This is a genomic window from Sphingomonas sediminicola (assembly GCF_049991885.1).
Lineage (GTDB): Bacteria > Pseudomonadota > Alphaproteobacteria > Sphingomonadales > Sphingomonadaceae > Sphingomicrobium > Sphingomicrobium sediminicola.
The window spans coordinates 319195-344603 of sequence record NZ_CP178916.1 but is presented as its reverse complement, the minus strand read 5'-3'; the positions used below and the strand labels follow the sequence as shown (position 1 = coordinate 344603).

Sequence of the window (25409 nt, the reverse complement as noted above, 5' to 3'; positions counted from 1 at the left end):
CATGATCCGCTTTATCTTCCCGATCGTCACGATAGCGTCGATCATGACAATGGGTGCCTGCAGCGGCAGCCGCGATCCGGTGGCTGACAATGCGGACAATCCTTCAGCTTCGCAGGCGGAAATCGACGTCCTTCCACCCGACGAGAGCGACTCTACGCCGGCCAACGAGCGGGACGCCGGTGTCGACGATGCATCGGCCTCCCCCGTAAAGGCGGCGCCCGGCAAAATCCCCGCATCGCTTCATGGCCGATGGGGCATGACCCCGGCCGATTGCTCTTCGACGCGCGGCGACGCAAAGGGACTTCTAATCGTGTCGGCTGACGGTCTTAAGTTCTACGAGTCGGTCGCCAAGCCGGCCGGCGAGCTCAAGACGTCCGGAACATCCGCCAGCGGCGACTTCGCCTTCACAGGCGAAGGGATGACCTGGAAGAAGTATGAGGCGCTGGAGATCCAGAGCAACAAGCTGGTGCGGACCGAGAGCAGCCCGATGAAGAGCTTCGCCTACGTGCGCTGCGCCTGACGGATCAGCTTCCCCGGATTCATAAGCCCTAGCGGATCGAGCGCCTGCTTGATCGCGCGAAGAGCATGGAGCTTGGCGGGCGGCCCAAGCCGCTCCAGCTCGTCGAGCTTCAACTGGCCGATGCCGTGCTCGGCGGAGATCGACCCGCCGGCGAGGGTCACGAGATCGTAGACCATGTGCGAGATCTCGGACTCGTGCCCGCGCACCGCGTCACCCCGCACATGGAAGTGGACGTTGCCGTCGCCGAGATGGCCGAACCCGCTGGCCTGTGTGCCCGGGAAGGCCTGCTCCACCTCTGCCGCGGTCACAGTCATGAATCGCGGCATGTCGGCAATGGGAACGGAAATGTCGTGGGCAAGCGTCGGGCCGTCCGCCCGCTCGGCCTCGGAAATGGAATCGCGGATGCGCCAGAAGGCCTCAGCCTGTGCTTCGGACGTTGCGAGCGTCGCATCTTCGATCAGGCCGCGTTGCAGGGCCTCGCCAAGCAGCTCCTGGACCCGATCTGCCGGATCAGCCTGGCCGCTGTCAGCCGTCGCCTCGATCAGCACATTCCACGAATGCTGCCCCTCGAGGGGGCTGCGCGTGCCAGGCACGTGCTTAAGCACGAGTTCCAGGCAGTCGGCGGGCACGATCTCGAATCCCTCGATGCGGTCCGTCTTCGATTGCAGGAACTGAAGAAGCTCCAGCGCCCCCTGCGCGTTCGACAGGCCAACCCACGCGACTGCGCGCGATCCAATTGCCGGAACAAGACGGAGCGCCGCTGCGGTAACGATTCCCAGCGTACCTTCCGACCCGGCAAGCAGCTGGTCGAGATTGTAGCCGCGATTGTCCTTTTTGAGGCCGGACAGTCCATCGTGAATCGATCCGTCCGGGAGCACCGCCTCCAAGCCGAGAACCAAGGATCGCATCGTTCCGAACTTTAGAACCTGCGTTCCGCCGGCGTTTGTTGCGACAAGGCCACCGATCGTGCAGCTCCCGCGCGCCCCGAGCGTGAGCGGAAAGCGCTGCCCGGTCTCGGACGCTCGTTCGTGCAGGCTGGAAAGGATTAGACCGGCCTCCGCAACGGCCAACCCGGTATCGATGGACCGGATGCGGTTCATTCGTCTGAGCGAAAGGATCAGCGCCGATCCATCCGAAGGCGGCGTCGCTCCGCCGACCATGCCCGTATTACCGCCTTGGGGAATGAGGGGCACACGGCGCTCCGCAGCGAGCTTCACTATTCCCGCAACTTCTTCCGTCGATGCCGGAGACAGGATTGCGGCCGAGTCGCCATGATACTTGCCGCGCCAATCGGTCAGCCACGGCTCCACGTCGGCTCGATCGGTGATCGCCGCCTTCGGTCCGAAGCGGCTGCGAACCTCCTCGATCAGCAGATGGATGCCGTCCTGTTGCAGCACTTTCGCCATGTACGCCGCCTTAGCGCGGATTCAGTGGCTTGGCATCGCACTCGAACCGCTCCATTGCTTGCGCTTCGGGGAGTGACGAATTTCTATGATTTTATGGCAGGTTATGGGCGCGGCCGCGGCTGTCGCCGGATTGGGCCTGATAAGCGGCAAGCTGTTCCAGCGCAGCCTTCGGAGGGCCCGGGACGATCATTCAAAGCGCCCTGCCCTCTGGAACCGATTCTATTCGATCGACTGGGGCGAAACGACCACCAACAATTACGGCTTTGCTCCCGCCGAGGGCGACCATCCGCAGCGCTTCCAGCATCAGATGTACCTCCAGCTTCTCCAGCGGTTGCGGGAGGAGCGCGACGTTAGGCCCGGCATGAAGCTGCTCGAGGTCAGCTGCGGACGTGGCGGCGGGCTCACCGCCTTGCTGTCGCAAGCGCCAGAGATCGAGGCGACCGGCCTCGACGTGGCGCATAGCGCGGTCGACTTCTGCCGGGATCGCTATGGAGAGAGCGAACGGCTGCACTTTGTCCAGGGAAGCGCGCTCGACCTGCCGTTTCCAGATGCCAGCTTCGACGTCGTACTAAATGTCGAAGCGTCGAACGACTATGGCGACCGGCCCCGCTTCTTCCGGGAGGCGGCCCGCGTTCTGAAGCCAGACGGAATCCTGCTTTATGCCGACACAGTGAAGCAGGGGCGCCGCGAGGCGATGGAGCAGGACCTCGCGTCGGCGGGCTTCCAGGCCGAGTTCCGCGACATCACCGGCAATGTGGCCGAGGCATGCCGTCTCGACAGCCCGCGCCGCCGGGAGGTCATCCGGCGTCACGCCCCCTTGTTCGGACGCGTCTTCCTCAAGCGGCAGCTTGAAAATTATGCCGCCATCGAGGGCAGCGCCAAGTTTGAGGCCTTCGCCGAAGGGCGCCGGACCTATGTAATGACGGCTGCATCCAAGGCAGCATGAACCGACAGATCGTCACCCTCGTTGTTGCCCGAGCGACGAATGGCGCGATCGGTCGCGACGGGGATTTGCCGTGGCGAATCTCCGCCGACCTCAAGCGATTCAAGGCACTGACCATGGGCAGCGCAATGATCATGGGGCGGCGCACGTTCGACAGCCTTCCCCGTATCCTGCCCGGGCGGAGGCACATCGTCCTCACGCGCGACCGCAACTGGTCAGCTCCAGGTGCTGAGGTGGCTCACTCCGTTGAGGAAGCGCTCGGCATGGCTGGCGACGAGCCGGTCTCGATCATCGGCGGCGCCGAGATCTTTGACATGTTCTTGCCCCATGCCGACAGGTTGGAGTTGACAGAAGTCCAAGGCGAGATCGCCGGCGACACCTTCATGGTGGACCCACGCACCGCCGGCGAATGGCGCGAAGTCGCGCGGGAGGCTCATCCCGCCGAGGGCGATACTCCTGCCTTCAATTTCATCACGCTGGAGCGCGCCTAGCGCTCCGGGCGCTGGTTGCGCGAATATTCTCGGTAGCGCTTGAACTGGTCGGCAAGGACGCCATCCACCGCCGGCGCCAGCTTCTCGGCTCCCCCGTTCGCGAAGCCAGCGACGCGATAATCCATCGTAACGCGCGTCCCGCCCGCGATCTTTTCGAATTTCAGGTCCATCGATCCGACCGTCGCGTCGTACAGCAAGGGGCCGAGCGAGCCGGTCAGGACGGCTCGCTTGCCGGGATCCGCATACGTGACCCGCATATGTTCGATGCCGCCGCCATTCGGCAGGCGCTCGCAGAAGCATCCGCCAGGACTGAGCGAGAGGCTCAGGTTCGCTGAATAGCCGCTGTAGGTATGATCCTTGTTCCACCAGCTACCGACGCGCCCGAAGGCGGCGAATGCGACCTCCTGCGGCACGACGAGCTGCATCGTCTGGCGGACGTGGAATCCGTTCGGACCGGAGCTGACGATTTCGGCCTGTGCGGCTGCCGGCGCGAACGCAAGACCTGCTGCGATGACGATCCACTTCATGCACGCCTCCCCTGCCGAAAGGGAGGATGCCCCGAAATCGACCTAGCTGTCGAGGATGGCGTCGATTTCGGCGGCGACGTCGTCGACCGAGCCCATGCCGTCGACACGGCGCACCAGGCCGCGTTCTTCGTAATAGGGCAGGATCGGAGCAGTCTTCGCACGATATTCGGCAAGCCGCGTGCGCACCGTCTGCTCGTTGTCGTCCGGACGGCGGACGAACTCGGTCGATCCGCAGAGGTCGCAGACGCCGTCGACCTTGGGACGCTTGAAGACATCGTGATAACCGGCACCGCACTTGGCGCAGGTGAAGCGGCCAGTGATCCTCTCAACCAGCGCATCTTCGTCCACGCAAAGCTCGATGACGTAGTCGAGGCAGCGGCCGCGTTCGGCGAGAAGGAGGTCGAGCGCCTCAGCCTGTGCTCGCGTGCGGGGATAGCCGTCGAAGATCGCGCCCGCCTGCCCCATGTCGTCGAGCCGCTCACCGATGAGCGCGCTTACGATTGCGTCGCTGACAAGCTCGCCGGCTTCCATGATCGCCTTGGCCTTCAGGCCGATGGGCGATCCGCTTCTAACCGCCGCGCGGAGCATGTCGCCGGTCGAGAGCTGGATCATGCCGCGATCGGCCTGAAGCCGTTGCGCCTGTGTTCCCTTGCCCGCGCCGGGAGGTCCAAGAAGAATGATGTTCAGCATCCTGGCCCCCTAAAGCCGGTCAGCGCTTGCGGCTGGTCTTCAGCTTCGCCTTCTTGATGAGGTCACCGTACTGGTGGGCGATCAGATGGCTCTGGATCTGCGCGACCGTATCCATCGTGACGTTGACGACGATCAGGAGGCTGGTGCCACCCAGGTAGAAGGGAACGCCCGCCTGGCTGAACAGGATCTCCGGAATGAGGCAGATCAGCACGAGATAGGCCGCACCGATCACCGTCACCCGGCTGATCAGATAATCGAAGTAATTCTCGGTCGCCTTGCCGGGACGGATGCCAGGGATGAAGCCGCCGTGGCGCTTCAGATTCTCAGCGGTCTCCTCGCTGTTGAACTGCACCGCGGCGTAGAAGAAGCAGAAGAAGGCAATGCCCGCGCCGTAGAGCAGCAGGTACAGAGGCGAGCCGTGCTGCAGGTAGGTGCTGACGGTGATCAGCCAATCGCCCGAATCCGGATTGCTGCGCGCGCCCGCCATCTGCAGGATGGTCAGCGGCATCAGCAGCAGCGACGATGCGAAGATCGGCGGGATGACGCCCGCGATGTTGATCTTGATCGGCAGGTGGCTGCGCTCCGGCTGCATCATTCCGCGAGCGGTTTGACGCTTCGGATACTGGATCGGGACGCGTCGCTGGGCGCGCTCGACGAAGCAGATGAACAGGACGAGGCCGACGGCCAGAGCGACGATCGCGGCGACGAGCAGCGGGTCCATTGTGCCCGTGCGGCCACCTTCGAACAACTGCGCGATATGGACGGGCATCGATGCGACGATGCCGGCCATGATGATGAGGGACACGCCGTTGCCGATGCCTCGGCTGGTGATCTGCTCACCGATCCACATGAGGAACAAGGTGCCGCCGACGAGGCTGATGGTCGCCGCGATGCGGAACATGAGGCCCGGTTCGACCACCGCGCTGATGCCCTGGGTCGCGCCAAGCGTCTCCAGCCCGACCGCGATCCAGTAGCCTTGTACCGACGTCAGCAAGACGGTCAGGTAGCGGGTGTACTGGTTCATCTTCTTGCGGCCAGTCTCACCCTCTTTCTTCAACTGCTGCCACGGCCCGTAGAGGGTCGCGCCGAGCTGAACGACGATAGACGCGGTGATGTACGGCATGACGCCGAGCGCGATGATACTCGCGCGCGACAGCGAACCGCCGGAGAAAGTGTTGAAGAAGTCGAGGACGCCGCCCTTCTGGGTATCGAACAGCGAAGTCATCGCGGTCGGGTCGATACCCGGCATTGGAACGTAGGACAGGAACCGGAACAGGATCAGCGCGCCGAGCGTGAACCAGAGCCTCTTCTTGAGCTCGGTCGCCTTGGCGAAGTTCGCCAGGCTGATGTTACCCGCCATTTGTTCGGCTACGGATGCCATTCAATTCGTCCCCGGACTGCGCAGCATCAGTGCTGCGATTGCTACCCCGCCGGCGGATATAGTGGGTTGATCCTAGAAGGCTAAGCCCCGGACGCCACTATTTTGCGGCGGGGAAGCTCTTAGGCCTTGGCTGCACTCTTGGCCGTCTTGTCGGCCAACCGAGCCTCGCGAGCCTTGCCCTTCTTGGCGGCGGCCAGTTCGGCCGGATTCTTGCGCTCGATGAACTCGATAGAACCGCCGGCCTTCTCGATCGCCTCGCGGGCGCCCTTCGACGCGCCGGCGATCTTCAGCGACAGCTTCGCCTTCAGCTCACCCTTGCCGAGAACGCGGACGCCGTCCTTGCCGCCACGGGCCAGGCCAGCGGCCTTCAGCGCGTCATGGTCGAGCGTGCCCTTGGCATCGAGCTTGCCGGCATCGATCGCCTTCTGGATCGCGCCTACGTTCACCTCGGCATAGTCCTTGCCGAAGATGTTGTTGAAGCCGCGCTTCGGCAACCGCATGTGGAGCGGCATCTGGCCACCTTCGAAGCCGAAGATTGAGACGCCGGAGCGACTCGTCTGACCCTTCTGGCCGCGGCCCGACGTCTTTCCCTTGCCCGAACCGATACCACGGCCGACCCGCATGCGGGTCTTACGAGCACCAGGATTGTCGCGGAGTTCGTTGAGTTTCATTTTGTCTGCACTCGCTTTCGCTTTTGTCGCGCATGACCCCGCCGAAGCAGGGCCAAATCGTTGGTTAGGCGGCTTCGACGCTCACGAGGTGCGCCACCTTGCGGACCTGGCCGAGGACCTCGGGGGTCTCTTCCACTTCCACGGTGCGGTGCATCTTGTTGAGCCCGAGGCCGACGAGCGTCGCCCGCTGCGTCTTGTCGCGGCGGATCGGCGATCCGGTCTGGGTGATCTTGATCTTTGCCATCACTATTACTCCGTGATCGCTTCGGCCTGAGCCTCGGCTTCGGTAGCGCTTGCGCCGCCACGGCCGAGCAGGTCGGCAACCTTCTTGCCGCGGCGCTGGGCAACCGAGCGCGGGCTCGTCTGCTCCTTGAGCGCCTCGAAGGTCGCGCGGATCATGTTGTACGGGTTGGACGTGCCGACCGACTTGGTGACAACGTCGGCAACGCCGAGGCTTTCGAAAATGGCGCGCATCGGGCCGCCGGCGATGATGCCGGTTCCCGCCGGAGCGGTACGGACCGTCACACGGCCTGCGCCGAAGTGGCCGAGCCCGTCATGGTGCAGCGTGCGGCCATCGCGCAGCGGAACGCGGATCATCGCCTTCTTCGCAGCGGCAGTCGCCTTGCTGATCGCCTCGGGAACTTCGCGAGCCTTGCCATGACCGAATCCGGCGCGGCCCTTGCCGTCGCCGACGACGACGAGCGCTGCGAAACCGAAGCGCTTACCGCCCTTAACCGTCTTCGAGACGCGGTTGATGTGAACGAGCTTTTCGATCAGCTCCTCACCACCGTCATCGTCGCCGCCACGTCCGCCTCGACGGTCGTCACGACGGCCACGGCCGCCACCACGATCGTTGCCGCCACGGCCACGGCCGCCACGCGGTCCGCGTGGGCCGCGACCCTGCGGGCGATCACCCTCGGGACGTCCGGTCTCAGCGGCAGGAGCCGCTTCCGCTGCGGGCGCGGCTTCGGCTGGCACCTCGGCGGGAGCGTCCACCTGCGGGGTTTCGTTTTCGTCAGCCATTTAGAACTCCAATCCGCCTTCACGGGCGGCATCGGCCAGGGCCTTCACCCGGCCATGGAACAGGAAGCCGCCGCGGTCGAACACGACCGTCGACACACCAGCCTTCTTCGCGCGCTCGGCAACAGCCTTCCCGACCGCGGCAGCCGCGTCGCGGGTCGCTCCGGTCTTGGCCTTGACGTCCTTGTCCAGGGTCGAGGCGGACGCGATCGTCTTGCCGGCAGTATCGTCGATGACCTGCGCATAGATATGGCGGCCCGAACGGTGGACCGAAAGACGCGGCTTGCCCGCGGAACGCGCGCGGAGCGACGTGCGGACACGGCGCCGGCGGCGGTCGAAGAGAGAGAGTTTCGCCATGGCTTACTTCTTCTTGCCTTCTTTGCGGAAGATGAACTCGCCGCGATACTTGATGCCCTTGCCCTTGTAAGGCTCCGGCTTGCGCCAGCGGCGGATTTCGGCCGCGACCTGACCGACTTTCTGCTTGTCGATGCCACTGATCTCGACCGTGGTCTGATCCGGCGTCTTCACTTCGACACCCTCAGGGACGGGGAAATTCACGTCGTGGCTGTAGCCAAGCTGCAGGCGCAAATTCTTGCCCTGTGCCTGGGCACGATAGCCGACGCCGCTGATCTCAAGCACCTTGGTGAAACCATCCGACACGCCCGTGACGAGGTTCTGAACCAAAGTACGCTGCATTCCCCAGAACGCGCGTGCAGCCTTGGTCTCGTTGGCCGGCTGAACAGAAATGCCTTCGTCCGAAATGTCGTAACGGATCTCGTCACGCATCTGCAGCTGAAGCGTTCCTTTCGGCCCCTTGACCGACAGAGTCTGGCCTTCGGTGCTTGCGCTTACGCCCGAAGGCAGCGGCACTGGCCGTTTTCCGATGCGGGACATCTTAGAATACCTCCGCCAGCACTTCGCCGCCGACGTTCTGCTCACGAGCCTCGGCATCCGAGAGCACGCCACGCGGGGTCGACACGATGATCGTGCCGAGTCCGTTGCGGACGCGCGGGAGCTCGCGGGCAGCCGAATAGACGCGGCGGCCAGGTTTGGACACGCGGGCCAGGTGCTGGATAGCCGGCTGGCCTTCGAAATACTTGAGCTCAATGCGCAGACCGCGGTGGCCGGCGAGCTCTTCTTCCGAATAGCCGCGGATATAGCCCTCACGCTGGAGCACATCGAGCACACGGACGCGCAGGTTGGACGCTGGAGTCACGATGGAATCCTTGCGTGCCTGCTGGCCGTTGCGAATGCGGGTGAGCATATCACCCAATGGATCGGTCATCGCCATCTGCGGCCCTTACCAGCTCGACTTGGTGACGCCCGGAATCAGGCCTTTGTTGGCCAGTTCCCGGAGCATGATCCGCGACAAGCGGAACTTGCGATAATAGGCGCGCGAACGCCCGGTGAGCTCACAGCGGTTGCGAATGCGCGTCGGGTTACCGTTGCGCGGAAGCTCCGCCATCTTGAGCCGTGCGATCAGCCGCTCGGTCTCGTCCTTGGACTCGTCGTTCGCGATAGCCTTCAGCTTCTCGTACTTCGACGCGTATTTCTGGACGAGCTTCTTGCGACGCTCGTTCTTGTTGATCGAACTCAGTTTCGCCATGACTTAAGTTCTTCTCCTTAAGAGAAGCAGGTCCTGCCCTCAGGCAGCCTGCTTCTGCTCCTCGTCACGCGGGAACGGGAAGTTGAACAGGCGCAGCAGCTCGCGCGCCTCTTCGTCCGTCTTCGCGGTGGTGGTTACGATGATGTCCATCCCCCGGACCTTGTCGATCTGGTCGTAGTTGATCTCGGGGAAAATGATCTGCTCCTTGAGGCCCATCGCGTAGTTGCCGCGGCCGTCGAACGACTTGGGATTGAGACCCCGGAAATCGCGGACGCGCGGGAGTGCGATGGTGACCAGGCGGTCGAGGAACTCGAACATGCGGTCCCGGCGCAGGGTGACCTTGCAGCCGATCGGCATGCCTTCACGCAGCTTGAACTGAGCGATCGACTTCTTGGCCTTGGCAATGACCGGCTTCTGACCGGCAATCGCCTGCATCTCGGCGGCAGCCGCCTCGACCTTCTTCTTGTCCTGCGTGGCCTCGCCGACGCCCATGTTGATGACGATCTTGTCGAGCTTCGGAACCTCGAGACGGTTCTTGTAGCCGAACTTCTCGGTCATCGCCTTGACGATGCGGTCCTCGTAATCGGACTTGAGGCGCGGCGTGTAGCCCTTCGGCGTCTTCGACGGCCGTGGAGCGGTCTTTTCAGCCTTGGGCACCGAAGCCTCTTCGACCTTCGGCAATGCCTCGACCGCCTCGGCCTCGGCCTTCTCAGCCTCGCCGACGCGCTCGACTTCTACCTGCTCGGTCGCAGGCTCGAGAGCCTCGTCGATCTTCTTTTCTTTGTCAGCCATGGATCAATTCTCCAGACTTGGCCGCAACGCGAACCTTCTTGCCGTCGCGCTCCTCAAAGCGGACGCGGGTTGCCTTGCCGGTCTTCGGGTCGGCAATCGCGACCTTCGACACATGCAGAGGCGCTTCCTTGCGCTCAATCCCGCCCTGCGGGTTCACCTGGGACGGCTTGCGGTGACGCGCGGCGACATTCACGCCGGACACGACGACCTTGCTGTCCTTCGGCATCGAGCGGATGACTTCGCCAGTCTTGCCCTTGTCCTTGCCGGACAGGACGACGACCGTGTCACCCTTGCGAATCTTGGCGGCGGCCATGGTTACAGCACCTCCGGCGCAAGGCTGATGATCTTCATGTGCTTGCGCGCACGAAGCTCACGGACGACCGGGCCAAAGATACGGGTGCCGATCGGCTCCTCGTTCTTGTTGACCAGGACAGCGGCATTGCTGTCGAAACGGATCACCGAACCGTCGGGACGGCGGATGTCCTTGGCTGTGCGAACGATCACCGCACGGTGAACGTCGCCCTTCTTCACGCGGCCGCGCGGCGCCGCTTCCTTGACGGAAACGACGATGATGTCGCCGACGCCGGCAACGCGACGCTTCGATCCGCCCAGCACCTTGATGCACTGAACGCGCTTCGCGCCGCTGTTGTCCGCAACCTCGAGGTTGGACTGCATCTGGATCATTGTTCGACCCTACCTTCTTTCAAAACTGCTCAGGCGTCCGCGTCGGCGTCGGCTTTCGCCTTCTTCGCCTTCGCAGCCGGCTTGGCGGCGGGCTTTTCAGCCTTGGCCTTGCCCGGAGCCTTCTTCTCTTCGACCGGGTTCGAAGCACCCTCGACGATCTCGACGGCTGCAGCCTTGGCGGCGCCAATTCGATCGAGAACCGTCCACGTCTTCAGCTTCGAGATCGGAGCGCATTCCTCGATGCGAACCTGCTCGCCAGCCTTGAATTCGTTCGCCTCGTCATGGGCGTGGTACTTCTTCGACAGCTTGATGATCTTGCCGTACAGCGGGTGCTTCACCCGCCGCTCGACACGGACCACCACCGTCTTGTCACCCTTGTCGGACACCACGGTGCCGCTCAGGACGCGCTTTGGCATTCCTCTGTCTCCTCAGCCCTGGGCCGGTTCGGCCGCGCGGGCGCGTTCGCTCTGCAGCGTCTTGATGCGAGCGATGGTGCGGCGCACGATCTTCACCCGCGACGGCTTCTCGAGCTGATTGGTCGCCGCCTGGAAGCGCAGGTTGAACTGCTCGCGCTTCAGCTCCGTCAGCTGCGTCTGCAGCTGATCGTCGGTCGCGACCTTCAGGTCGTCTTTCTTGGCGGTCTTCGCCTTCGCCATCTTACTTTTCCTCTCCGGCCAGGGTCTCGCCGAGGCGGGCCACGACCTTCGTCTTGATCGGCAGCTTCTCGGCCGCACGCTCGAAAGCGGTCTTGGCGAGGTGGCCAGGTACGCCGTCGAGCTCGAACAGGATCCGGCCCGGCTTCACGCGGGCGACCCAGAACTCGGGGCTGCCCTTACCGGAACCCATGCGGACCTCGGCCGGCTTCGACGAAACCGGAACGTCCGGAAAAATGCGGATCCAGAGACGTCCGGAACGCTTGATGTGACGCGTGATCGCGCGGCGGGCCGCCTCGATCTGGCGCGCGGTGATCCGCTCCGGCTCCATCGCCTTCAGGCCGAAGGCGCCGAAGTTGAGCTCGGTTCCACCCTTGGCATTGCCATGGATGCGGCCCTTGAAGGCCTTGCGGAACTTGGTGCGCTTGGGTTGCAGCATGTCTTACTTTCCTTCGCGCTTACCGGTTGCCGCGGTCTTCGCGGGCCGGACGGACTCCGGAGGTCTGGGCCTCCATCATCAGCCGGTCCTGAGCCGTCGGATCGTGGCCGAGAATCTCGCCTTTGAAGATCCACACCTTCACGCCGCACACGCCGTAGGCGGTGTGGGCTTCGGCTTCCGCGTAATCGACGTTGCCGCGCAGCGTGTGCAGCGGAACGCGACCTTCACGGTACCATTCGGTGCGAGCGATCTCGGCGCCGCCAAGACGGCCCGCGCAGGTGATACGAATGCCTTCGGCGCCGAGGCGGAGAGCCGACTGTACCGCGCGCTTCATGGCGCGGCGGAACGCAATACGGCGCTCGAGCTGGTCGGCGACGCCCTGGGCGACGAGCTTGGCGTCGATCTCCGGCTTGCGGATCTCGACAATGTTCAGGCTGACGTCCGAGGATGTCATCGCACCGAGAACCTTGCGGAGTTTCTCGATGTCAGCGCCCTTCTTGCCGATGATCACGCCCGGGCGAGCAGCATAGATGCTGACGCGGCAGATCTTGGCCGGACGCTCGATCACCACCTTCGAAATCGCGGCCTGCGGCAGCGTCGAAAGGATGTGCTTCCGGATCTTGAGGTCCTCCAGCAGCAGACGGCCATAGTCATGGCCTTCCGCGAACCAGCGGCTGTCCCAGGTCCGGTTGATCTGCAGGCGGAGCCCGACGGGAGAGGATTTCTGACCCATAAGTTACGCTTCTTCCTGCTCGCGAACGACGACCCGAATGCGGCTGAACGGCTTGACGATCCGGCTCGAACGGCCACGCGCACGGGTCGCGAAGCGCTTCATCGAGATCGACTTGCCGACACTCGCCTCGGACACGACCAAAGCGTCGACGTCGAGGTTGTGGTTGTTCTCGGCATTGGCCACCGCCGACGCGAGCACCTTGCGCACGTCGTCAGCCATCGCCTTGGGCGAGAACTGAAGGATGTTGAGGGCTTCCTCGACCTTGCGGCCGCGGATGAGGCCCGCGACGAGGTTCAGCTTGCGAGCCGAACCGCGGATCATCGTGCCGACGGCGAGCGCTTCCTTGTCGCCGACCTTACGGGGAGCTGCTTGCTTGCTCATCAGCGCTTGCCCTTCTTGTCCGAGGCGTGGCCAGGGAAGAAGCGGGTCGGCGCGAACTCACCGAGCTTCATGCCGACCATGTCCTCATTGACCGACACCGGCACGAACTTGCGGCCGTTGTAGACATTGAAGGTGAGGCCGACGAACTGCGGCAGGATCGTCGAACGGCGCGACCAGGTCTTGATCGGCGCGCGGCCGCCCTTTTCCTGCGCAGCTTCCGCCTTCTTCAGCAGCGAAAGCTCGACGAACGGGCCTTTCCAGATGGAACGGGCCATTGCTTAACCCTTCTTCTTCGCGTGACGCGACCGAATGATGAACTTGTCGGTCGACTTGTTGTGACGAGTGCGGGCACCCTTGGTCGGCTTGCCCCACGGAGTGACCGGATGACGGCCGCCCGAGGTCCGGCCTTCACCACCGCCGTGCGGGTGGTCGACCGGGTTCTTGGCGACACCACGGGTCAGCGGGCGCTTGCCCAGCCAGCGGGTGCGGCCTGCCTTGGCGAGGGTCTGGTTGGCATTGTCCGGGTTGGACACTGCGCCGACCGTCGCCATGCAGTCCGAGCGGATGTAGCGCTGCTCGCCTGAATTGAGCCTGACGATGACCATGCCCTTGTCGCGGCCGACGACCTGCACATAGGTGCCTGCCGCGCGAGCAATCTGACCGCCCTTGCCGGGCTTCAGCTCGACGTTGTGGACAATGGTGCCGATCGGCATCTGGCCGATTTCCATCGCATTGCCCGGCTTCACGTCGACCTTCTTGCCGGCGATGACCTTGTCGCCCGGAGCGAGACGCTGCGGAGCGATGATGTAGGCCTGCTCGCCGCCCTCGTAGGTCACGAGCGCGATGAATGCCGAACGGTTCGGGTCGTACTCGAGACGCTCGACGGTCGCTGCGACGTCCCAGGTACGGCGCTTGAAGTCGATGTAGCGGTACTTCTGCTTGTGACCGCCGGCGATTCCACGCGAGGTCACGTGACCCTTGTTGTTGCGGCCGCCCGTCTTGCGCTTGCCCTCGGTAAGCGCCTTGACCGGCTTGCCCTTCCACAGGGCCGACTTGTCGACCAGGATCAGGCCGCGGCGTGCCGGCGAGGTCGGCTTATATTGCTTCAGAGCCATTACGCCTTAGCCCCTTCCGTAATGTCGATCATCTCGCCTTCTGCGAGGGTGACGATCGCCTTCTTCGCGTCCGAACGCTGGTAGGCTTGGCCCTTCCAGCGCTTGGTCTTGCCCTTGGAAACGATGGTGTTGACGCCCGTCACCTTGACGTTGAACAGCGCCTCGACCGCAGCCTTGATCTCCGGCTTCGACGCGTCCTTCGCGACCTTGAAGACGACCGCATTGTGCTCGGAGAGCATGGTCGACTTCTCGGTGATGTGCGGAGCGACGATCACGTCGTAGTGACGCGTGTCGACCGCTGCCTGCTGCTTCTTAGCCATTGAACCGTGCCTCCAGGCGCTCGACCGCCGCCTTGGTCAGGACCAGGGTCTCGCAGCGCATGATGTCGTAGACGTTAGCGCCGACTGCCGGGAGCAGGTCGACATTGCTGAGGTTCGACGACGCGCGGGCGAAACCGACGTTCAGCGCGTCACCGTCGATGACCAGCGCCGACTTGCCGAGGTTGAGGCCGCCGAGCTTCGCTTTCAGCTCCTTGGTCTTGCCGTCCTTAAGGTCGAGGTTGTCGACCACGATCAACTGACCGCCGAGAGCCTTCGACGAAAGCGCCATCTTAAGGCCGAGCGCGCGAACCTTCTTGTTCAGCGAGGCGCTGAACACGCGGGCACGTGGGCCGTGGGCCTTGCCGCCGCCGATGAAGATCGGTGCGCGGCGATCGCCGTGGCGAGCCGTACCGCCGCCCTTCTGGCGACCGAACTTCTTGCCGGTGCGGGCAACATCGCTGCGCTCACGGGCGGCGCGAGCCGTTCCGCGGCGATTGACGAGCTGCCACGTGACGACGCGATGCAGGATGTCGGCGCGCGGCTCGACACCGAAGATCTCGTCATTGAGCTCGAGGTCGCCCCCGCTCTTCGCGTCGAGGGTCTGTACCTTGACCTTCATCGCTTAGCCTTCCTTGTTTTCGTCGGAGGAACCATTGTCCTCGGCCTGGCCTTCGCCAGCCTCGGTCGCAGTTCCCTCATTTGCTTCGGCTTCAGCCTCGGCCGCTGCTTCAGCAGCCGCACCGGCTTCCTGCTCCGCCGCGATCGCCGCCACTTCCTCGTCGCTCGGGAGCGCCGGGATCTCGTGGACGGCTGCGTCATCGACCAGGCCCGCCACCGGCAGTTCCGATTCGTCGATCTTCGCCTTCGTGTCGAGGATGCCGGCCGGGTACGGCGCATTCTCGTGGCGCGGCAGCTTCACGGCGTCTTCGACTGTTACCCAGCTACCCTTGTGACCCGGAACCGAGCCCTTGATGAATAGCAGGCCGCGGATCGGGTCCGTGCGGACGACCTCGAGGTTCTGCTGGGTGCGATTACGGGCACCCATGTGGCCGGCCATCTTCTTGTTCTTGAAGACGCGGCCCGGATCCTGGCGGTTACCGGTTGAACCGTGCGAACGGTGCGAAACGGAAACGCCGTGGGTAGCGCGAAGACCGCCGAAGCCCCAGCGCTTCATGGCGCCGGCGAAGCCCTTGCCCTGAGTCACGCCCGCGATGTCGACCAGCTGGCCGGCAACGAAGTGCTCCGCGCTAATGCGTGAGCCGACGTCCAGGAGAGCGTCTTCGGCGACGCGGAATTCAACGACCTTCGCCTTGGGCTCGACTTCGGCCTTGCCGAAAGCGACACGCTGCGGCTTGGCGACATTCTTCGCCTTCGCAGTGCCTGCTCCAAGCTGGACGGCGGTGTAGCCGTCCCGGTCCATTTCGCGGCGGCCGATGACCTGAACCTCGTCCAGCTGGAGAACGGTAACCGGCACGTGCCGACCGTCCGCCTGGAAGAGGCGCGTCATTCCGACCTTCTTCGCGATCACGCCAGTGCGCATGATCAAAGACTCCTCACAGAGGCCCGCGGACCATTCCGCGGGCGTGTAGCCCATTGAACTGATTGCGTGCCCCGCCTGGGCTAGTGTCCCGCATATTCTGCGGGACGGCGGGGACGCAGCCGGAGCCAAAAGCTCCGCGGTATCACCCTATGTCCGAAAGGCCGGAGCCTCTCGATGCCGCTCCGGGTCGGAGCGACGGCTGGCTGTTAGGCCAGCTTGATCTCTACGTCTACACCGGCGGCCAGATCGAGCTTCATCAGCGCGTCGACCGTCTGCGGCGTCGGCTGGACGATGTCGAGCAGCCGCTTGTACGTCCTCACCTCGAACTGCTCGCGCGACTTCTTGTCGATGTGCGGCGAACGGTTGACGGTGAACTTCTCGATACGCGTCGGAAGGGGAATCGGACCGCGAATGAGTGCACCCGTACGGCGCGCCGTGTCGGCGATGTCGCCAGTTGCCTGATCGAGCACTCGATGATCGAAAGCCTTCAGGCGAATACGGATATTCTGCGTTTCCATGTCCCTACCGATGCGAAAGAGCCTGCGAGCATCAGCATTCGCCGAAGCCCGCGCAATAAAACAAAACTCAAAAGCGAACCGCGCGACCCTGAATCAGAATCGCGCGGTTGCAGCCCTATATTACTTGGAGATCGTTCCGACAACCCCCGCGCCGACGGTCCGGCCGCCCTCGCGAATTGCGAAGCGGAGACCCGGATCCATGGCGATCGGAGCAATCAGCTTGACACCCAGGCTGACGTTGTCGCCCGGCATCACCATCTCGGTGCCTTCCGGCAGCTGGACTTCGCCCGTCACGTCGGTCGTGCGGAAGTAGAACTGCGGACGGTAGTTCGCGAAGAACGGCGTGTGACGGCCGCCCTCGTCCTTCGACAGCACGTAAACTTCCGCCTGGAAGTCCGTGTGCGGAGTGATCGAGCCCGGCTTGCAGAGAACCTGGCCGCGCTCGACGTCCTCACGGCCGATGCCACGAAGCAGCGCGCCGATGTTGTCGCCGGCCTGACCCTGGTCGAGCAGCTTGCGGAACATCTCGACGCCGGTGACGACGGTCTTCTGGGTGTCGCGGATGCCGACGATTTCGACTTCCTCGCCAACCTTTACGATACCCGTCTCGACACGACCGGTCACGACGGTGCCGCGGCCCGAGATCGAGAACACGTCTTCGATCGGCATCAGGAAGGGCTTGTCGAGCGGACGCTCCGGCTGGGGAATCCAGTCGTCGACCGCCTTCATCAGCTCCATGATCTTCTCTTCGCCAATCTCGGGATTGCGGTCCTCGAGGACGGCGAGAGCCGAACCGGCGACAATGGGAATGTTGTCGCCGTCGAAGCCGCGCTTGGAAAGCTCCTCGCGGATTTCGAGCTCGACGAGCTCGAGCAGCTCGGGATCGTCAACCTGGTCAACCTTGTTGAGGAACACGACCATGGTCGGAACGCCGACCTGCGCTGCGAGCAGGATGTGCTCCTTGGTCTGCGGCATCGGGCCGTCAGCAGCAGACACGACCAGGATCGCGCCGTCCATCTGGGCGGCACCAGTGATCATGTTCTTCACGTAGTCGGCGTGGCCCGGGCAATCGACATGCGCATAGTGCCGCTTGTCGGTCTCGTACTCGACGTGCGCCGTCGAGATGGTGATGCCGCGCTCGCGCTCTTCCGGCGCCTTGTCGATATTGGCGAAGTCGACGGCTTCACCGCCGCCGTGCTTGGCCAGCACCTTGGTGATTGCAGCCGTCAGCGACGTCTTGCCATGGTCGACGTGACCGATGGTGCCGATGTTGCAGTGCGGCTTGTTCCGCTCGAATTTAGCCTTCGCCATTTTACGCCTCTTCTTCTCTGAAATCCGGGCGGCCCGCCCGTATCGCGGACGCGCCCATAGCTAACAAAAATCCGTTACGCCAGCTTGGCCTTCACCTCGTCGGCGACGTTCTGCGGCACTTCTTCGTAGTGCGAGAACTGCATCGTGTACTGCGCGCGTCCCTGGGTGAAGGAGCGGAGCTGGTTCACATAGCCAAACATGTTCGCCAGCGGGACGATCGCTTCCACCGCCTGCGCGTTACCGCGCGTGTCAGTGCCCTGGATCTGCCCGCGACGCGAGTTGAGGTCGCCGATGACGTCGCCGAGATAATCCTCAGGCGTAACGACCTCGACCTTCATGATCGGCTCGAGCAGCTTAATGCCGGCCTTCTGGGCCACTTCGCGCATTGCACCGCGGGCGCAGATTTCGAACGCCAGCGCCGAAGAGTCGACGTCGTGATATTTGCCGTCGATCAGGTGAACTTCGAAGTCGATGATCGGGAAGCCGATCAGCGAACCCGTCTCGGCTGTCTCGCGCAGGCCCTTCTCGACCGACGGGATATATTCCTTCGGAACGTTGCCGCCCTTGATCTCGTCGAAGAACTGGAAGCCCGAACCGCGCTCGCCCGGGGCGACCGCGATCTTGATCTCGCCGAACTGACCGGAGCCGCCCGACTGCTTTTTGTGGGTGTAGGTCAGCTCGACCGGCTTCGCGAGATATTCGCGATAGGCGACCTGCGGCGCACCCACGTTGGCCTCGACCTTGAACTCTCGCTTCATGCGGTCGACGAGAATCTCGAGGTGGAGCTCGCCCATCCCCTTGATGATCGTCTGGCCCGATTCATGGTCGGTCGACACGCGGAATGACGGATCCTCGCGGGCAAGGCGGTTGAGCGCCACGCCCATCTTCTCCTGGTCGGCCTTCGTCTTGGGCTCGACCGAGAGCTCGATGACCGGATCGGGGAATTCCATCCGCTCGAGGATGATCGGCGCGTTCGTGGCGCACAGAGTGTCGCCGGTGGTCGTGTCCTTGAGGCCGGCGAGCGCGACGATGTCGCCAGCGTATGCCACCTGGATGTCCTCACGGTCGTTGGCATGCATCAGCAGCATGCGGCCGACCTTTTCCTTCTTGTCCTTGACGCTGTTCATGACCTGCGACGAAGTCTCGAGCGTGCCCGAGTAAATACGAGCGAAGGTCAGCGTGCCCACGAATGGGTCGTTCATGATCTTGAAGGCCAGCGCGGCAAACGGCGCATTGTCGTCCGACGGACGTGAATCCTCGTCGCCGTTGGGCAGGATGCCCTTGATCGCAGGAACGTCGAGCGGGCTCGGCAGATAGTCGACCACCGCGTCTAGCAGCGGCTGAACGCCCTTGTTCTTGAACGCCGAGCCACAGACGACCGGAACGAACGCCATTCCGAGCGTGCCCTTGCGGATAAGCTTCTTCAGGGTCGCGACGTCAGGCTCATTGCCTTCAAGATAGGCTTCCATCGCGTCATCGTCCTGCTCAACGGCAAGTTCAATGAGGTTGGTGCGCGCTTCGGCGGCCTTGCCCTTCAAGTCGTCCGGAATTTCCTGATATTCGAACTTCGCGCCAAGGCTCTCTTCAAGCCAGATGATTGCGCGGTTCTCGACCAGGTCGACGAGGCCCTTGAAGCCGCCTTCGATGCCGATCGGAAGATACAAGACCGCCGGGCGCGCGCCGAGGCGGTCGATGATCGACTGGACGCAATAATAGAAGTCGGCACCGGTGCGGTCGAGCTTGTTGATGAAGCACATCCGCGGAACGCCATACTTGTCGGCCTGGCGCCAAACGGTCTCCGACTGCGGCTCAACGCCGGCAACGCCGTCGAAACAGGCAACCGCGCCGTCGAGCACGCGCAGCGAACGCTCGACTTCGATGGTGAAGTCGACGTGGCCAGGCGTGTCGATGATGTTGATGCGATGCTCGGGGCCCTTGCCCTCGTCAGCGCTCCAGAAACAGGTCGTCGCGGCCGACGTGATCGTGATCCCGCGCTCCTGCTCCTGCTCCATCCAGTCCATCGTGGCGGTGCCTTCGTGGACTTCACCGATCTTGTAGGACTTGCCGGTGTAATAGAGGATGCGCTCGGTCGTCGTCGTCTTGCCGGCGTCGATGTGCGCCATGATGCCGATGTTGCGATAGCGGTCGAGCGGATGGCTGCGGGCCATTTTACTTGCTTCCTTAGCGATGTGGGGAGCCGGCGGATCCGGCTTCCCCAGATATAGGTATGAAAATTACCAGCGGTAGTGGCTGAACGCGCGGTTCGCTTCGGCCATGCGGTGCGTGTCCTCGCGCTTCTTCACGGCATTGCCGCGGTTCTGCGAGGCATCCATCAGCTCGCCCGACAGACGCGCGGCCATCGTCTTTTCAGAGCGGGCGCGAGCGGCCGAGATCAGCCAGCGAATGGCGAGCGCCTGAGCGCGCTCGACGCGAACTTCCACGGGGACCTGGTAAGTCGCACCGCCGACGCGGCGGCTGCGGACTTCGATCCCCGGCTTCACATTGTTGAGGGCGTCGTGAAAGACCTGGATCGGGTCTTTCTTCAGGCGAGCTTCGACATTGTCGAGAGCGCCATAGACGATGCCTTCGGCGACCGACTTCTTGCCGTCGAGCATGACCGAATTCATGAACTTCGACAGGACGATGTCCCCGAAACGGGGATCGGGAAGGATTTCGCGCTTTTCTGGGCGGCGACGACGGGACATTGGACTGTTCCTTTCTCTTCAGCCTGTTCCGGAACTTGTCCGGGGCTTACTCGTGCGTGGTTACTTGGGACGCTTGGCGCCGTACTTCGAACGGCTCTGCTTGCGGTCCTTGACACCCTGGGTGTCGAGAACGCCGCGAAGCACGTGGTAGCGGACACCCGGAAGGTCGCGCACACGGCCGCCACGGATCAGCACGACGCTGTGCTCCTGGAGGTTGTGGCCTTCGCCGGGGATATAGCTGATGACTTCGCGCTGGTTCGTCAGACGGACCTTGGCGACCTTACGAAGCGCCGAGTTCGGCTTCTTCGGGGTGGTCGTGTAAACGCGAGTGCAAACGCCACGCTTCTGCGGGTTCTGTTCCATCGCAGGAACCTTGGACTTGGCCTTCTGCGGTTCGCGACCCTTGCGGATCAGCTGGTTGATCGTTGGCATGAAGCCCTTCACCTTTATGTTGCCGGAAGACCCGGCGGTTACTTTGCGCAACGCAAAAGCGTGAACACCTGGTAGCCGCCAGCCACCCGGCCTTCACGTCGTTGAGCAATGTTCAGCTCTGTCCTTCAGGGGAACGGAATCGCAGCCCGCGGACGAGCGGCCACATAGCGAGGGACCGCCGGAGGGTCAACGGGTGGCTCTCCGAAACCGATTGAGCCGACGAATGCGCAGGGCAAGCCGACAAACGGACTTGATCGACGGCGGCTCGCGTCCGGTCGAAACCGAAGAGCATCTGGATCCCATGCGGTCCATCCATGGCTCCGTTCAAAGGGAGCAGGATCATGACAAGCAAGAATGTACTCGTTGCGGTCGGGATGGCCCTGATCGCCGTTCCGGCGGGCGCACAGAACTCCGACGCGCCGAAATCCGACAAGAGCACCACGGTCGACCAGAAGAAATACTGCCTTTCGTACGACAGCGTCGTCGGAAGCCGCGTCCGGGCGCAGGAATGCAAGACCAAGGCCGAGTGGGCCAGGGAGCACGTCGACATCGACAAGATGTTGAAGGAGTAGCTTCCGCCGGGGCGCGGTCGCGAGCCGCGCCCACCCTCTCAAATCTCTCTCAGGGTCACTTCGTCGCGGCCAAACTCCAGCCCGACGGTCAACAGCGCCCTGAATGCATTGTAGCCCGAATTCCCCGGGAAGAAGGCGTGGAAAAACAACTGCGGCTTCCCCTCCATGCCCGGCGCAACAGAGGCATGGCCCGGCGCCCACCACAGGCTGTTTGACTTCAGCAGCGGCTCAGCTCGCTTGACGTATGGGCCAAGCGGATGGTCGGCGACCGCCACCCCGATGCCATAGGCCGGCGTCGAGAAGTCATTTCCGGCATAGAACATCCAGTAACGGCCGTTCTGCTTCGTGACGAACGGCCCCTCGATCAGGTGCCCTTCCCAATCGAGGTCATTGGCAAGAACAACCTGCTCCTCACCCGTGAATGATCGGCCGTCCGCAGCTAGCCTCCGCGCGTGGATCGGCGTCCGCATCGCCTCGACGATATCGCTCGCCTGTCCGAACTCGATGAGCGCGGGCTTCACGCGCGACCAATTGTCGAGCGCAGCCTCGATCAGCGGCTGCATCCAGAAGAAGCGCTCCATCGATCGGCGGGTATTGGCCCACGGCTGGATCGCAGCGGCAAAGGCGGCGGTCCGGCGGTCGCGATCGCTTTCGAACAGTGTCTCGACGAGATCGGGATGCTCGCGCAGCAACCCGGCGAGGGGTCGCGGCCAAAGACCGTTCGTGTCGTTCTTCCAGAAAAGGAGGGGCGCGCCGTCATCATCGACGAAGATGTGGGAGTCGATCACACCGCCGCTCGCCGGACCGCCCGGCGTAAGCATCTTGCCGCCGGTAACCATCGGCGAGCCATTGTCGGACCACGGTCCAAAGGGCGAAGCGGCGCGTGCCAGGCCGATCGCGAGCGCCCCGCTCTGGTCGCGGGCGGTGTAGACGAGCCAATATTCGTCCCCGATCTTGGCTATTTCAGGTGCCCAGAAATCTCCCGTGCGTTTGCCATGCCGTGCCCATGCGGGAGCCTTGCCTTCGGGAAACACGAAGCCGTCATGATCCCAATTCTCGAGATCTCGGGAATGGAGGATCGGGAAGGCGTCCAGTGCATCGTTCGACGTCGCTGTCAGGATCCAGCCGTCATCGACCTTCAGGACAGCCGGGTCGCCATAACCAGCCCTCGTAAGCTCGCTTAGATTTTCCGAGATCAGCGCCTTCCACGGCACGCCTGTCGGCGCGGCTCGCGGAGCCTCGGAAGACACCGGCGCCCTCGTTCCAAAGTCGGCGGCAAGCTCGGCAAAGAAGCGCGCGTAATCCGCCTGCTCACCGCCGGCAATTCGGTAACAGCGATCCGGGCCATCGCCTTCGCGCACGGCCAGATCGGTCGCTTCGCCGTCTGCGGTTGCCTGGACGTCGAATATTGGAATTGAGCCCATGGACGCCAATCAACGGCTGGCGAGACGCTTAAGCTCCTTAACTCCCGCCGCGAGGATGTCCGCGCCGGGCGTCGTCGGAATATCCGGCTTCAGCTTCCAGCGCGGATTGTCCTTCACGTCGTAAACCGGCTCCGCGCTGTAGTTGATCGAGATGCCCGTGCGGTCGAGCCGCAGCGGAAAGACCGCCGCTCCAAGTCCCATCGTCTCGGTCCCGACTGTCACTGCCCGACGGATGCCCTTCATGCCCATCGGAAAGCCCTCAGCCATGCTCGCGCTCCAATGGTTCTGGAGCACGACGACCGGCTTTTCGTAAGTGAAAGGCCCCTGCGGATCGACATATTCGGTCCATGGGTCAGTCAAGCCGAAGCCCTGTCCGCTTCGACGCCGCATCAGTGCATAGGGACGACGTTCCTTTATGAAACGGCCCATGATCGGCCGGGCTACTGCCGTGTCGCCACCGCCATTGTCGCGCGCGTCGATGATGAGGCCAGGAGTGTCCTTCAACTGCTCGAGCGCAGCATCGAACGCTTTCGGCGCTTCACTGTCGCCGAACGACGTGATCGCGATATAGCCGAAACCCTCGTCGAGCTTCCGGTGATTGATCGACGCCCGGTCCGCAAAAGGCTTAAACGGCAGGAGGAGGTCGCGCACGCTGCCGTCCTTGGAGCGCAGCCGAAGCTTGCGGGCACGATCGCGATTGCCGCCGACCGCCGCGTTGATTGCAAATCGGCGCGCCTCGGGATCAGGCCGCGCAAGCGCTCGCGGCATTCGCGCAGCAGCGGCCTGGGCGAACGGCACGCCGTCGATCGCAAGAACGACGTCGCCGATCCCGATGCCCGAATCCATCGCGGCCGAGCCATCCCGGATCGCACGAACCTCGACACCCGCCGGCGTCTCACCAACGAAAACGTCGGACAGCGGCCAGCGCGGAAGTCCGGGCACCGGCGAGGAAAAATGCGTGTGCCCATCGTATAGCTCATCCGTGATGGCGAGAAGCAGGCGGTTCCACTTTTCCTCGTCGTCGCCGACTGCCGCCAACCGTGGCTGATAGATTGCGCGGACCCGGTCCCAATCCGTCGCCTTATCGCCGAAGAAAGCATACCGATCGCGCAGCGTCTCCCACAGCTCGTCGAAGTCCTGCTGGAGGGTTATGTCCCTGGGCGGCTCAATCGCAATGGCGGGCGCCGCAATTGCGGCGAGCCCGGACGCGATCGCCGTCCGGCGCGTAAGAGCGAAGGTCATTGCTGGTTCTTCACGACGTCGCCGCGCGCCATCACGAACGCGACATTCTTCAGGACCGTCACGTCGGTCAGCGGATCGCCTGCCACGGCGATGATATCGGCTGATTTGCCTGGTTCGACCGTGCCCACTTCGTTCGACAGTCCCAGTAGATCGGCGGCGTTCACCGTCGCCGCCTTGATAGCCTCGACCGGCGGCATTCCGAACTTCACCAGCATCTCGAATTCGTCGGCATTCTTGCCGTGCTTGGAAACACCGGCATCGGTCCCAAAGGCGATCTTCACGCCCGCCGGATAGGCCTTCTTCACCGATTGACCGGTGATTCCGATCCGCCACTCGATCTGCTGCTTCACCGCGCCGGTGTAGGCGTTCGGGTCCTTGGTGAGCCGATCGATATAGCCGTTAACCGTCGACAGCGTCGGCACGTAATAAGCGCCGGCCTGCTTGAAGAGCTTGATGATCTCGTCGTCCATTACCGTGCCATGCTCGATCGAGTCTGCTCCGGCACGTAGTGCGAGCTTGATGCCGTCGGCACCATGCGCGTGCACGGCGACCTTCCGGCCGTAAGCATGAGCGGTCTGGACGAGCGCCTTGGCCTCGTCATCGAACATGCGCGTGGCAAGGCCGGTGCCGCTGTTCACGCCGCCGGTGGTCGCGAACTTTATGACGTCCGCTCCGCGGTCGATCTGACGGCGAACGACGCGGCGGCAGCTTTCGACGCTGTCACAGAGGTTTTCGGGGCTCGGATTCCAATGTGCGACAAGGTCGTCGTTCAGCGATCCGCGGCCGTCCATGTGCCCGCCGGTGGTCGAAATCGACTGAGCCGCATCCACGATGCGCGGTCCCTGTACCCAGCCGCGCTTCACCGCTTCACGAAGCGCCAGCGTATCGCCATGATCGTCCCCGAGATTGCGGACGGTGGTGAAGCCGGCCCGAAGCGTCTTCATGCCGTTCATTTGGGTTTCGAGCGCATGCAGGGGCATGTCGTCGCGAACCTCGGCCAGGAGCGCCTGCTCCCCGCCCCTGTCGCTGACCAGATGAACGTGGCTGTCGATCAGACCGGGAAGGACGGTCTTGTCACCAAGTTCGATCGTCGTCGCCCCGGCCGGCGCGGGAACATGACCGTGGCGCACCTCCACGATCCGGCCATTGTCGACGACGATCGTCGACGGCCCGAGCGGCGCTTTGCCGGGAACGGCGATCAACCGGCCGGCATGGATGTAGGTCGGTGCAGCGAATGCGGCGGAAGTGCACGAAGCGAGGGCGACTGAGATCAGCAAGCGGTGAAGCATGGCG

The 25409-nt window shown here is 63.5% G+C and carries 35 protein-coding genes and 1 pseudogene; 4 read left to right on the top strand and 32 right to left on the bottom strand.

The window, feature by feature from the left end; genetic code table 11:
* Nucleotide 1: 1 nt before the first annotated feature.
* Entirely contained in the window at nucleotides 2–520 is a 519-nt protein-coding gene (locus ACMC5O_RS01810; protein ID WP_426693152.1) for a hypothetical protein, read from the top strand.
* On the opposite strand, the gene ACMC5O_RS01805 is transcribed toward ACMC5O_RS01810, so the two are convergent.
* A complete protein-coding gene (locus ACMC5O_RS01805) occupies nucleotides 502–1926 on the bottom strand; it encodes an FAD-binding oxidoreductase (protein ID WP_426693151.1) in 1425 nt (474 codons plus the stop codon). The two genes, ACMC5O_RS01810 and ACMC5O_RS01805, sit on opposite strands and share 19 nt — an antisense overlap.
* Nucleotides 1927–2056: 130 nt before the next feature.
* On the opposite strand from ACMC5O_RS01805, the gene ACMC5O_RS01800 reads away from it, so the two are divergent.
* Nucleotides 2057–2872 carry a class I SAM-dependent methyltransferase gene (locus tag ACMC5O_RS01800; protein WP_426693150.1) on the top strand — a complete coding sequence of 272 codons (816 nt, stop codon included), beginning with the start codon at nucleotides 2057–2059 and terminating at the stop codon, nucleotides 2870–2872.
* Nucleotides 2869–3360, top strand: a complete 492-nt coding sequence (locus ACMC5O_RS01795; protein ID WP_187707951.1) for a dihydrofolate reductase — start codon at nucleotides 2869–2871, stop codon at nucleotides 3358–3360. Before ACMC5O_RS01800 ends, ACMC5O_RS01795 begins: the two co-directional genes overlap by 4 nt.
* Here the strand turns inward: ACMC5O_RS01795 and ACMC5O_RS01790 are convergent.
* The 28 genes and pseudogenes from ACMC5O_RS01790 to rpsL form a co-directional block, all read right to left on the bottom strand.
* Nucleotides 3357–3887, bottom strand: coding sequence for an ATPase (locus ACMC5O_RS01790; RefSeq protein WP_187707952.1), 531 nt, complete (start codon nucleotides 3885–3887; stop codon nucleotides 3357–3359). The two genes, ACMC5O_RS01795 and ACMC5O_RS01790, sit on opposite strands and share 4 nt — an antisense overlap.
* Nucleotides 3888–3929: 42 nt before the next feature.
* Nucleotides 3930–4574: an adenylate kinase gene (locus ACMC5O_RS01785; RefSeq protein ID WP_187709945.1), complete on the bottom strand. Its 645-nt coding sequence runs from the start codon at nucleotides 4572–4574 to the stop codon at nucleotides 3930–3932.
* Between the two features lie 22 nt (nucleotides 4575–4596).
* Nucleotides 4597–5958 carry a preprotein translocase subunit SecY gene (secY, locus tag ACMC5O_RS01780; protein WP_187707953.1) on the bottom strand — a complete coding sequence of 454 codons (1362 nt, stop codon included), beginning with the start codon at nucleotides 5956–5958 and terminating at the stop codon, nucleotides 4597–4599.
* Between the two features lie 119 nt (nucleotides 5959–6077).
* Nucleotides 6078–6629 (bottom strand): 50S ribosomal protein L15, encoded by a 552-nt coding sequence (gene rplO / locus ACMC5O_RS01775; RefSeq protein ID WP_187707954.1) that lies wholly within the window; start codon nucleotides 6627–6629, stop codon nucleotides 6078–6080.
* A 64-nt stretch (nucleotides 6630–6693) separates the two neighbouring features.
* A complete protein-coding gene (rpmD, locus tag ACMC5O_RS01770; protein WP_192605287.1) occupies nucleotides 6694–6873 on the bottom strand; it encodes a 50S ribosomal protein L30 in 180 nt (59 codons plus the stop codon).
* Nucleotides 6874–6878: 5 nt separating this feature from the next.
* Nucleotides 6879–7652: a 30S ribosomal protein S5 gene (rpsE, locus tag ACMC5O_RS01765; protein ID WP_246444072.1), complete on the bottom strand. Its 774-nt coding sequence runs from the start codon at nucleotides 7650–7652 to the stop codon at nucleotides 6879–6881.
* Nucleotides 7653–8006, bottom strand: coding sequence for a 50S ribosomal protein L18 (gene rplR / locus ACMC5O_RS01760; protein WP_187707955.1), 354 nt, complete (start codon nucleotides 8004–8006; stop codon nucleotides 7653–7655). It lies immediately after the preceding gene.
* Nucleotides 8007–8009: 3 nt separating this feature from the next.
* Nucleotides 8010–8543 (bottom strand): 50S ribosomal protein L6, encoded by a 534-nt coding sequence (rplF, locus tag ACMC5O_RS01755; protein WP_187707956.1) that lies wholly within the window; start codon nucleotides 8541–8543, stop codon nucleotides 8010–8012.
* Between the two features lies 1 nt (nucleotide 8544).
* Nucleotides 8545–8940, bottom strand: coding sequence for a 30S ribosomal protein S8 (gene rpsH / locus ACMC5O_RS01750; protein ID WP_187707957.1), 396 nt, complete (start codon nucleotides 8938–8940; stop codon nucleotides 8545–8547).
* 9 nt (nucleotides 8941–8949) lie between these two features.
* Nucleotides 8950–9255 (bottom strand): 30S ribosomal protein S14, encoded by a 306-nt coding sequence (gene rpsN / locus ACMC5O_RS01745; protein WP_187707958.1) that lies wholly within the window; start codon nucleotides 9253–9255, stop codon nucleotides 8950–8952.
* A gap of 39 nt (nucleotides 9256–9294) precedes the next feature.
* Entirely contained in the window at nucleotides 9295–9912 is a 618-nt protein-coding gene (gene rplE / locus ACMC5O_RS01740; RefSeq protein WP_426693543.1) for a 50S ribosomal protein L5, read from the bottom strand.
* Between the two features lie 127 nt (nucleotides 9913–10039).
* Complete coding sequence (rplX, locus tag ACMC5O_RS01735; RefSeq protein ID WP_187707959.1) at nucleotides 10040–10360, bottom strand: 50S ribosomal protein L24; 321 nt, start codon at nucleotides 10358–10360, stop codon at nucleotides 10040–10042.
* Between the two features lie 2 nt (nucleotides 10361–10362).
* Nucleotides 10363–10731, bottom strand: a complete 369-nt coding sequence (gene rplN / locus ACMC5O_RS01730; RefSeq protein ID WP_187707960.1) for a 50S ribosomal protein L14 — start codon at nucleotides 10729–10731, stop codon at nucleotides 10363–10365.
* Between the two features lie 167 nt (nucleotides 10732–10898).
* Nucleotides 10899–11147 (bottom strand): annotated as a pseudogene (gene rpsQ, locus ACMC5O_RS01725) (30S ribosomal protein S17); the annotation flags it as partial.
* A gap of 12 nt (nucleotides 11148–11159) precedes the next feature.
* The gene (gene rpmC, locus ACMC5O_RS01720) at nucleotides 11160–11387 is read right to left on the bottom strand and encodes a 50S ribosomal protein L29 (protein WP_187707962.1); all 228 of its coding nucleotides are present in this window, start codon (nucleotides 11385–11387) and stop codon (nucleotides 11160–11162) included.
* Nucleotide 11388: 1 nt separating this feature from the next.
* Nucleotides 11389–11823, bottom strand: coding sequence for a 50S ribosomal protein L16 (gene rplP / locus ACMC5O_RS01715; RefSeq protein ID WP_187707963.1), 435 nt, complete (start codon nucleotides 11821–11823; stop codon nucleotides 11389–11391).
* Nucleotides 11824–11842: 19 nt separating this feature from the next.
* A complete protein-coding gene (gene rpsC / locus ACMC5O_RS01710; RefSeq protein WP_187707964.1) occupies nucleotides 11843–12556 on the bottom strand; it encodes a 30S ribosomal protein S3 in 714 nt (237 codons plus the stop codon).
* A gap of 3 nt (nucleotides 12557–12559) precedes the next feature.
* Nucleotides 12560–12937 (bottom strand): 50S ribosomal protein L22, encoded by a 378-nt coding sequence (rplV, locus tag ACMC5O_RS01705; RefSeq protein WP_187707965.1) that lies wholly within the window; start codon nucleotides 12935–12937, stop codon nucleotides 12560–12562.
* Complete coding sequence (rpsS, locus tag ACMC5O_RS01700; protein ID WP_187707966.1) at nucleotides 12937–13212, bottom strand: 30S ribosomal protein S19; 276 nt, start codon at nucleotides 13210–13212, stop codon at nucleotides 12937–12939. Before rpsS ends, rplV begins: the two co-directional genes overlap by 1 nt.
* Before the next feature lie 3 nt (nucleotides 13213–13215).
* Nucleotides 13216–14052 carry a 50S ribosomal protein L2 gene (gene rplB / locus ACMC5O_RS01695; RefSeq protein WP_187707967.1) on the bottom strand — a complete coding sequence of 279 codons (837 nt, stop codon included), beginning with the start codon at nucleotides 14050–14052 and terminating at the stop codon, nucleotides 13216–13218.
* Nucleotides 14052–14372 (bottom strand): 50S ribosomal protein L23, encoded by a 321-nt coding sequence (locus ACMC5O_RS01690; protein ID WP_187707968.1) that lies wholly within the window; start codon nucleotides 14370–14372, stop codon nucleotides 14052–14054. Before ACMC5O_RS01690 ends, rplB begins: the two co-directional genes overlap by 1 nt.
* Nucleotides 14365–14991, bottom strand: a complete 627-nt coding sequence (rplD, locus tag ACMC5O_RS01685) for a 50S ribosomal protein L4 (RefSeq protein WP_187707969.1) — start codon at nucleotides 14989–14991, stop codon at nucleotides 14365–14367. Before rplD ends, ACMC5O_RS01690 begins: the two co-directional genes overlap by 8 nt.
* A 3-nt stretch (nucleotides 14992–14994) precedes the next feature.
* Nucleotides 14995–15912: a 50S ribosomal protein L3 gene (rplC, locus tag ACMC5O_RS01680; protein ID WP_187707970.1), complete on the bottom strand. Its 918-nt coding sequence runs from the start codon at nucleotides 15910–15912 to the stop codon at nucleotides 14995–14997.
* A 206-nt stretch (nucleotides 15913–16118) separates the two neighbouring features.
* Nucleotides 16119–16430, bottom strand: coding sequence for a 30S ribosomal protein S10 (gene rpsJ, locus ACMC5O_RS01675; protein WP_044450118.1), 312 nt, complete (start codon nucleotides 16428–16430; stop codon nucleotides 16119–16121).
* Between the two features lie 120 nt (nucleotides 16431–16550).
* Entirely contained in the window at nucleotides 16551–17741 is a 1191-nt protein-coding gene (gene tuf / locus ACMC5O_RS01670; RefSeq protein ID WP_187707971.1) for an elongation factor Tu, read from the bottom strand.
* Between the two features lie 74 nt (nucleotides 17742–17815).
* On the bottom strand, nucleotides 17816–19909 hold the full coding sequence (fusA, locus tag ACMC5O_RS01665) for an elongation factor G (RefSeq protein WP_426693149.1): 2094 nt from the start codon (nucleotides 19907–19909) through the stop codon (nucleotides 17816–17818).
* Nucleotides 19910–19975: 66 nt separating this feature from the next.
* On the bottom strand, nucleotides 19976–20446 hold the full coding sequence (gene rpsG, locus ACMC5O_RS01660) for a 30S ribosomal protein S7 (RefSeq protein WP_426693148.1): 471 nt from the start codon (nucleotides 20444–20446) through the stop codon (nucleotides 19976–19978).
* A 60-nt stretch (nucleotides 20447–20506) separates the two neighbouring features.
* Nucleotides 20507–20878: a 30S ribosomal protein S12 gene (gene rpsL / locus ACMC5O_RS01655; protein ID WP_147044308.1), complete on the bottom strand. Its 372-nt coding sequence runs from the start codon at nucleotides 20876–20878 to the stop codon at nucleotides 20507–20509.
* A 341-nt stretch (nucleotides 20879–21219) separates the two neighbouring features.
* On the opposite strand from rpsL, the gene ACMC5O_RS01650 reads away from it, so the two are divergent.
* Nucleotides 21220–21450, top strand: coding sequence for a hypothetical protein (locus ACMC5O_RS01650; RefSeq protein WP_187707972.1), 231 nt, complete (start codon nucleotides 21220–21222; stop codon nucleotides 21448–21450).
* Between the two features lie 38 nt (nucleotides 21451–21488).
* Here ACMC5O_RS01650 and ACMC5O_RS01645 read toward each other — a convergent pair whose 3' ends face one another.
* From ACMC5O_RS01645 to ACMC5O_RS01635, 3 genes are read right to left on the bottom strand one after another with little or no spacing between them, the layout of a single operon-like run.
* Nucleotides 21489–22874, bottom strand: a complete 1386-nt coding sequence (locus tag ACMC5O_RS01645; protein ID WP_426693147.1) for a glycoside hydrolase family 43 protein — start codon at nucleotides 22872–22874, stop codon at nucleotides 21489–21491.
* A 9-nt stretch (nucleotides 22875–22883) separates the two neighbouring features.
* Nucleotides 22884–24116 (bottom strand): S41 family peptidase, encoded by a 1233-nt coding sequence (locus tag ACMC5O_RS01640; protein ID WP_187707975.1) that lies wholly within the window; start codon nucleotides 24114–24116, stop codon nucleotides 22884–22886.
* Nucleotides 24113–25405, bottom strand: a complete 1293-nt coding sequence (locus ACMC5O_RS01635; protein ID WP_187707976.1) for an amidohydrolase family protein — start codon at nucleotides 25403–25405, stop codon at nucleotides 24113–24115. Before ACMC5O_RS01635 ends, ACMC5O_RS01640 begins: the two co-directional genes overlap by 4 nt.
* Nucleotides 25406–25409: the final 4 nt, after the last annotated feature.

Bases quoted from the DNA above. Each gene is read 5' to 3' on its own strand.
- ACMC5O_RS01810 (WP_426693152.1), top strand. From the start codon at position 2: ATGATCCGCTTTATCTTCCCGATCGTCACGATAGCGTCGATCATGACA.
- ACMC5O_RS01805 (WP_426693151.1), bottom strand. From the start codon at position 1,926: ATGGCGAAAGTGCTGCAACAGGACGGCATCCATCTGCTGATCGAGGAG.
- ACMC5O_RS01795 (WP_187707951.1), top strand. From the start codon at position 2,869: ATGAACCGACAGATCGTCACCCTCGTTGTTGCCCGAGCGACGAATGGC.
- ACMC5O_RS01790 (WP_187707952.1), bottom strand. From the start codon at position 3,887: ATGAAGTGGATCGTCATCGCAGCAGGTCTTGCGTTCGCGCCGGCAGCC.
- secY (WP_187707953.1), bottom strand. From the start codon at position 5,958: ATGGCATCCGTAGCCGAACAAATGGCGGGTAACATCAGCCTGGCGAAC.
- rplO (WP_187707954.1), bottom strand. From the start codon at position 6,629: ATGAAACTCAACGAACTCCGCGACAATCCTGGTGCTCGTAAGACCCGC.
- rpmD (WP_192605287.1), bottom strand. From the start codon at position 6,873: ATGGCAAAGATCAAGATCACCCAGACCGGATCGCCGATCCGCCGCGAC.
- rpsE (WP_246444072.1), bottom strand. From the start codon at position 7,652: ATGGCTGACGAAAACGAAACCCCGCAGGTGGACGCTCCCGCCGAGGTG.
- rplR (WP_187707955.1), bottom strand. From the start codon at position 8,006: ATGGCGAAACTCTCTCTCTTCGACCGCCGCCGGCGCCGTGTCCGCACG.
- rplF (WP_187707956.1), bottom strand. From the start codon at position 8,543: ATGTCCCGCATCGGAAAACGGCCAGTGCCGCTGCCTTCGGGCGTAAGC.
- rpsH (WP_187707957.1), bottom strand. From the start codon at position 8,940: ATGGCGATGACCGATCCATTGGGTGATATGCTCACCCGCATTCGCAAC.
- rpsN (WP_187707958.1), bottom strand. From the start codon at position 9,255: ATGGCGAAACTGAGTTCGATCAACAAGAACGAGCGTCGCAAGAAGCTC.
- rplX (WP_187707959.1), bottom strand. From the start codon at position 10,360: ATGGCCGCCGCCAAGATTCGCAAGGGTGACACGGTCGTCGTCCTGTCC.
- rplN (WP_187707960.1), bottom strand. From the start codon at position 10,731: ATGATCCAGATGCAGTCCAACCTCGAGGTTGCGGACAACAGCGGCGCG.
- rpmC (WP_187707962.1), bottom strand. From the start codon at position 11,387: ATGGCGAAGGCGAAGACCGCCAAGAAAGACGACCTGAAGGTCGCGACC.
- rplP (WP_187707963.1), bottom strand. From the start codon at position 11,823: ATGCTGCAACCCAAGCGCACCAAGTTCCGCAAGGCCTTCAAGGGCCGC.
- rpsC (WP_187707964.1), bottom strand. From the start codon at position 12,556: ATGGGTCAGAAATCCTCTCCCGTCGGGCTCCGCCTGCAGATCAACCGG.
- rplV (WP_187707965.1), bottom strand. From the start codon at position 12,937: ATGAGCAAGCAAGCAGCTCCCCGTAAGGTCGGCGACAAGGAAGCGCTC.
- rpsS (WP_187707966.1), bottom strand. From the start codon at position 13,212: ATGGCCCGTTCCATCTGGAAAGGCCCGTTCGTCGAGCTTTCGCTGCTG.
- rplB (WP_187707967.1), bottom strand. From the start codon at position 14,052: ATGGCTCTGAAGCAATATAAGCCGACCTCGCCGGCACGCCGCGGCCTG.
- ACMC5O_RS01690 (WP_187707968.1), bottom strand. From the start codon at position 14,372: ATGGCTAAGAAGCAGCAGGCAGCGGTCGACACGCGTCACTACGACGTG.
- rplD (WP_187707969.1), bottom strand. From the start codon at position 14,991: ATGAAGGTCAAGGTACAGACCCTCGACGCGAAGAGCGGGGGCGACCTC.
- rplC (WP_187707970.1), bottom strand. From the start codon at position 15,912: ATGCGCACTGGCGTGATCGCGAAGAAGGTCGGAATGACGCGCCTCTTC.
- rpsJ (WP_044450118.1), bottom strand. From the start codon at position 16,430: ATGGAAACGCAGAATATCCGTATTCGCCTGAAGGCTTTCGATCATCGA.
- tuf (WP_187707971.1), bottom strand. From the start codon at position 17,741: ATGGCGAAGGCTAAATTCGAGCGGAACAAGCCGCACTGCAACATCGGC.
- fusA (WP_426693149.1), bottom strand. From the start codon at position 19,909: ATGGCCCGCAGCCATCCGCTCGACCGCTATCGCAACATCGGCATCATG.
- rpsG (WP_426693148.1), bottom strand. From the start codon at position 20,446: ATGTCCCGTCGTCGCCGCCCAGAAAAGCGCGAAATCCTTCCCGATCCC.
- rpsL (WP_147044308.1), bottom strand. From the start codon at position 20,878: ATGCCAACGATCAACCAGCTGATCCGCAAGGGTCGCGAACCGCAGAAG.
- ACMC5O_RS01650 (WP_187707972.1), top strand. From the start codon at position 21,220: ATGACAAGCAAGAATGTACTCGTTGCGGTCGGGATGGCCCTGATCGCC.
- ACMC5O_RS01645 (WP_426693147.1), bottom strand. From the start codon at position 22,874: ATGGGCTCAATTCCAATATTCGACGTCCAGGCAACCGCAGACGGCGAA.
- ACMC5O_RS01640 (WP_187707975.1), bottom strand. From the start codon at position 24,116: ATGACCTTCGCTCTTACGCGCCGGACGGCGATCGCGTCCGGGCTCGCC.
- ACMC5O_RS01635 (WP_187707976.1), bottom strand. From the start codon at position 25,405: ATGCTTCACCGCTTGCTGATCTCAGTCGCCCTCGCTTCGTGCACTTCC.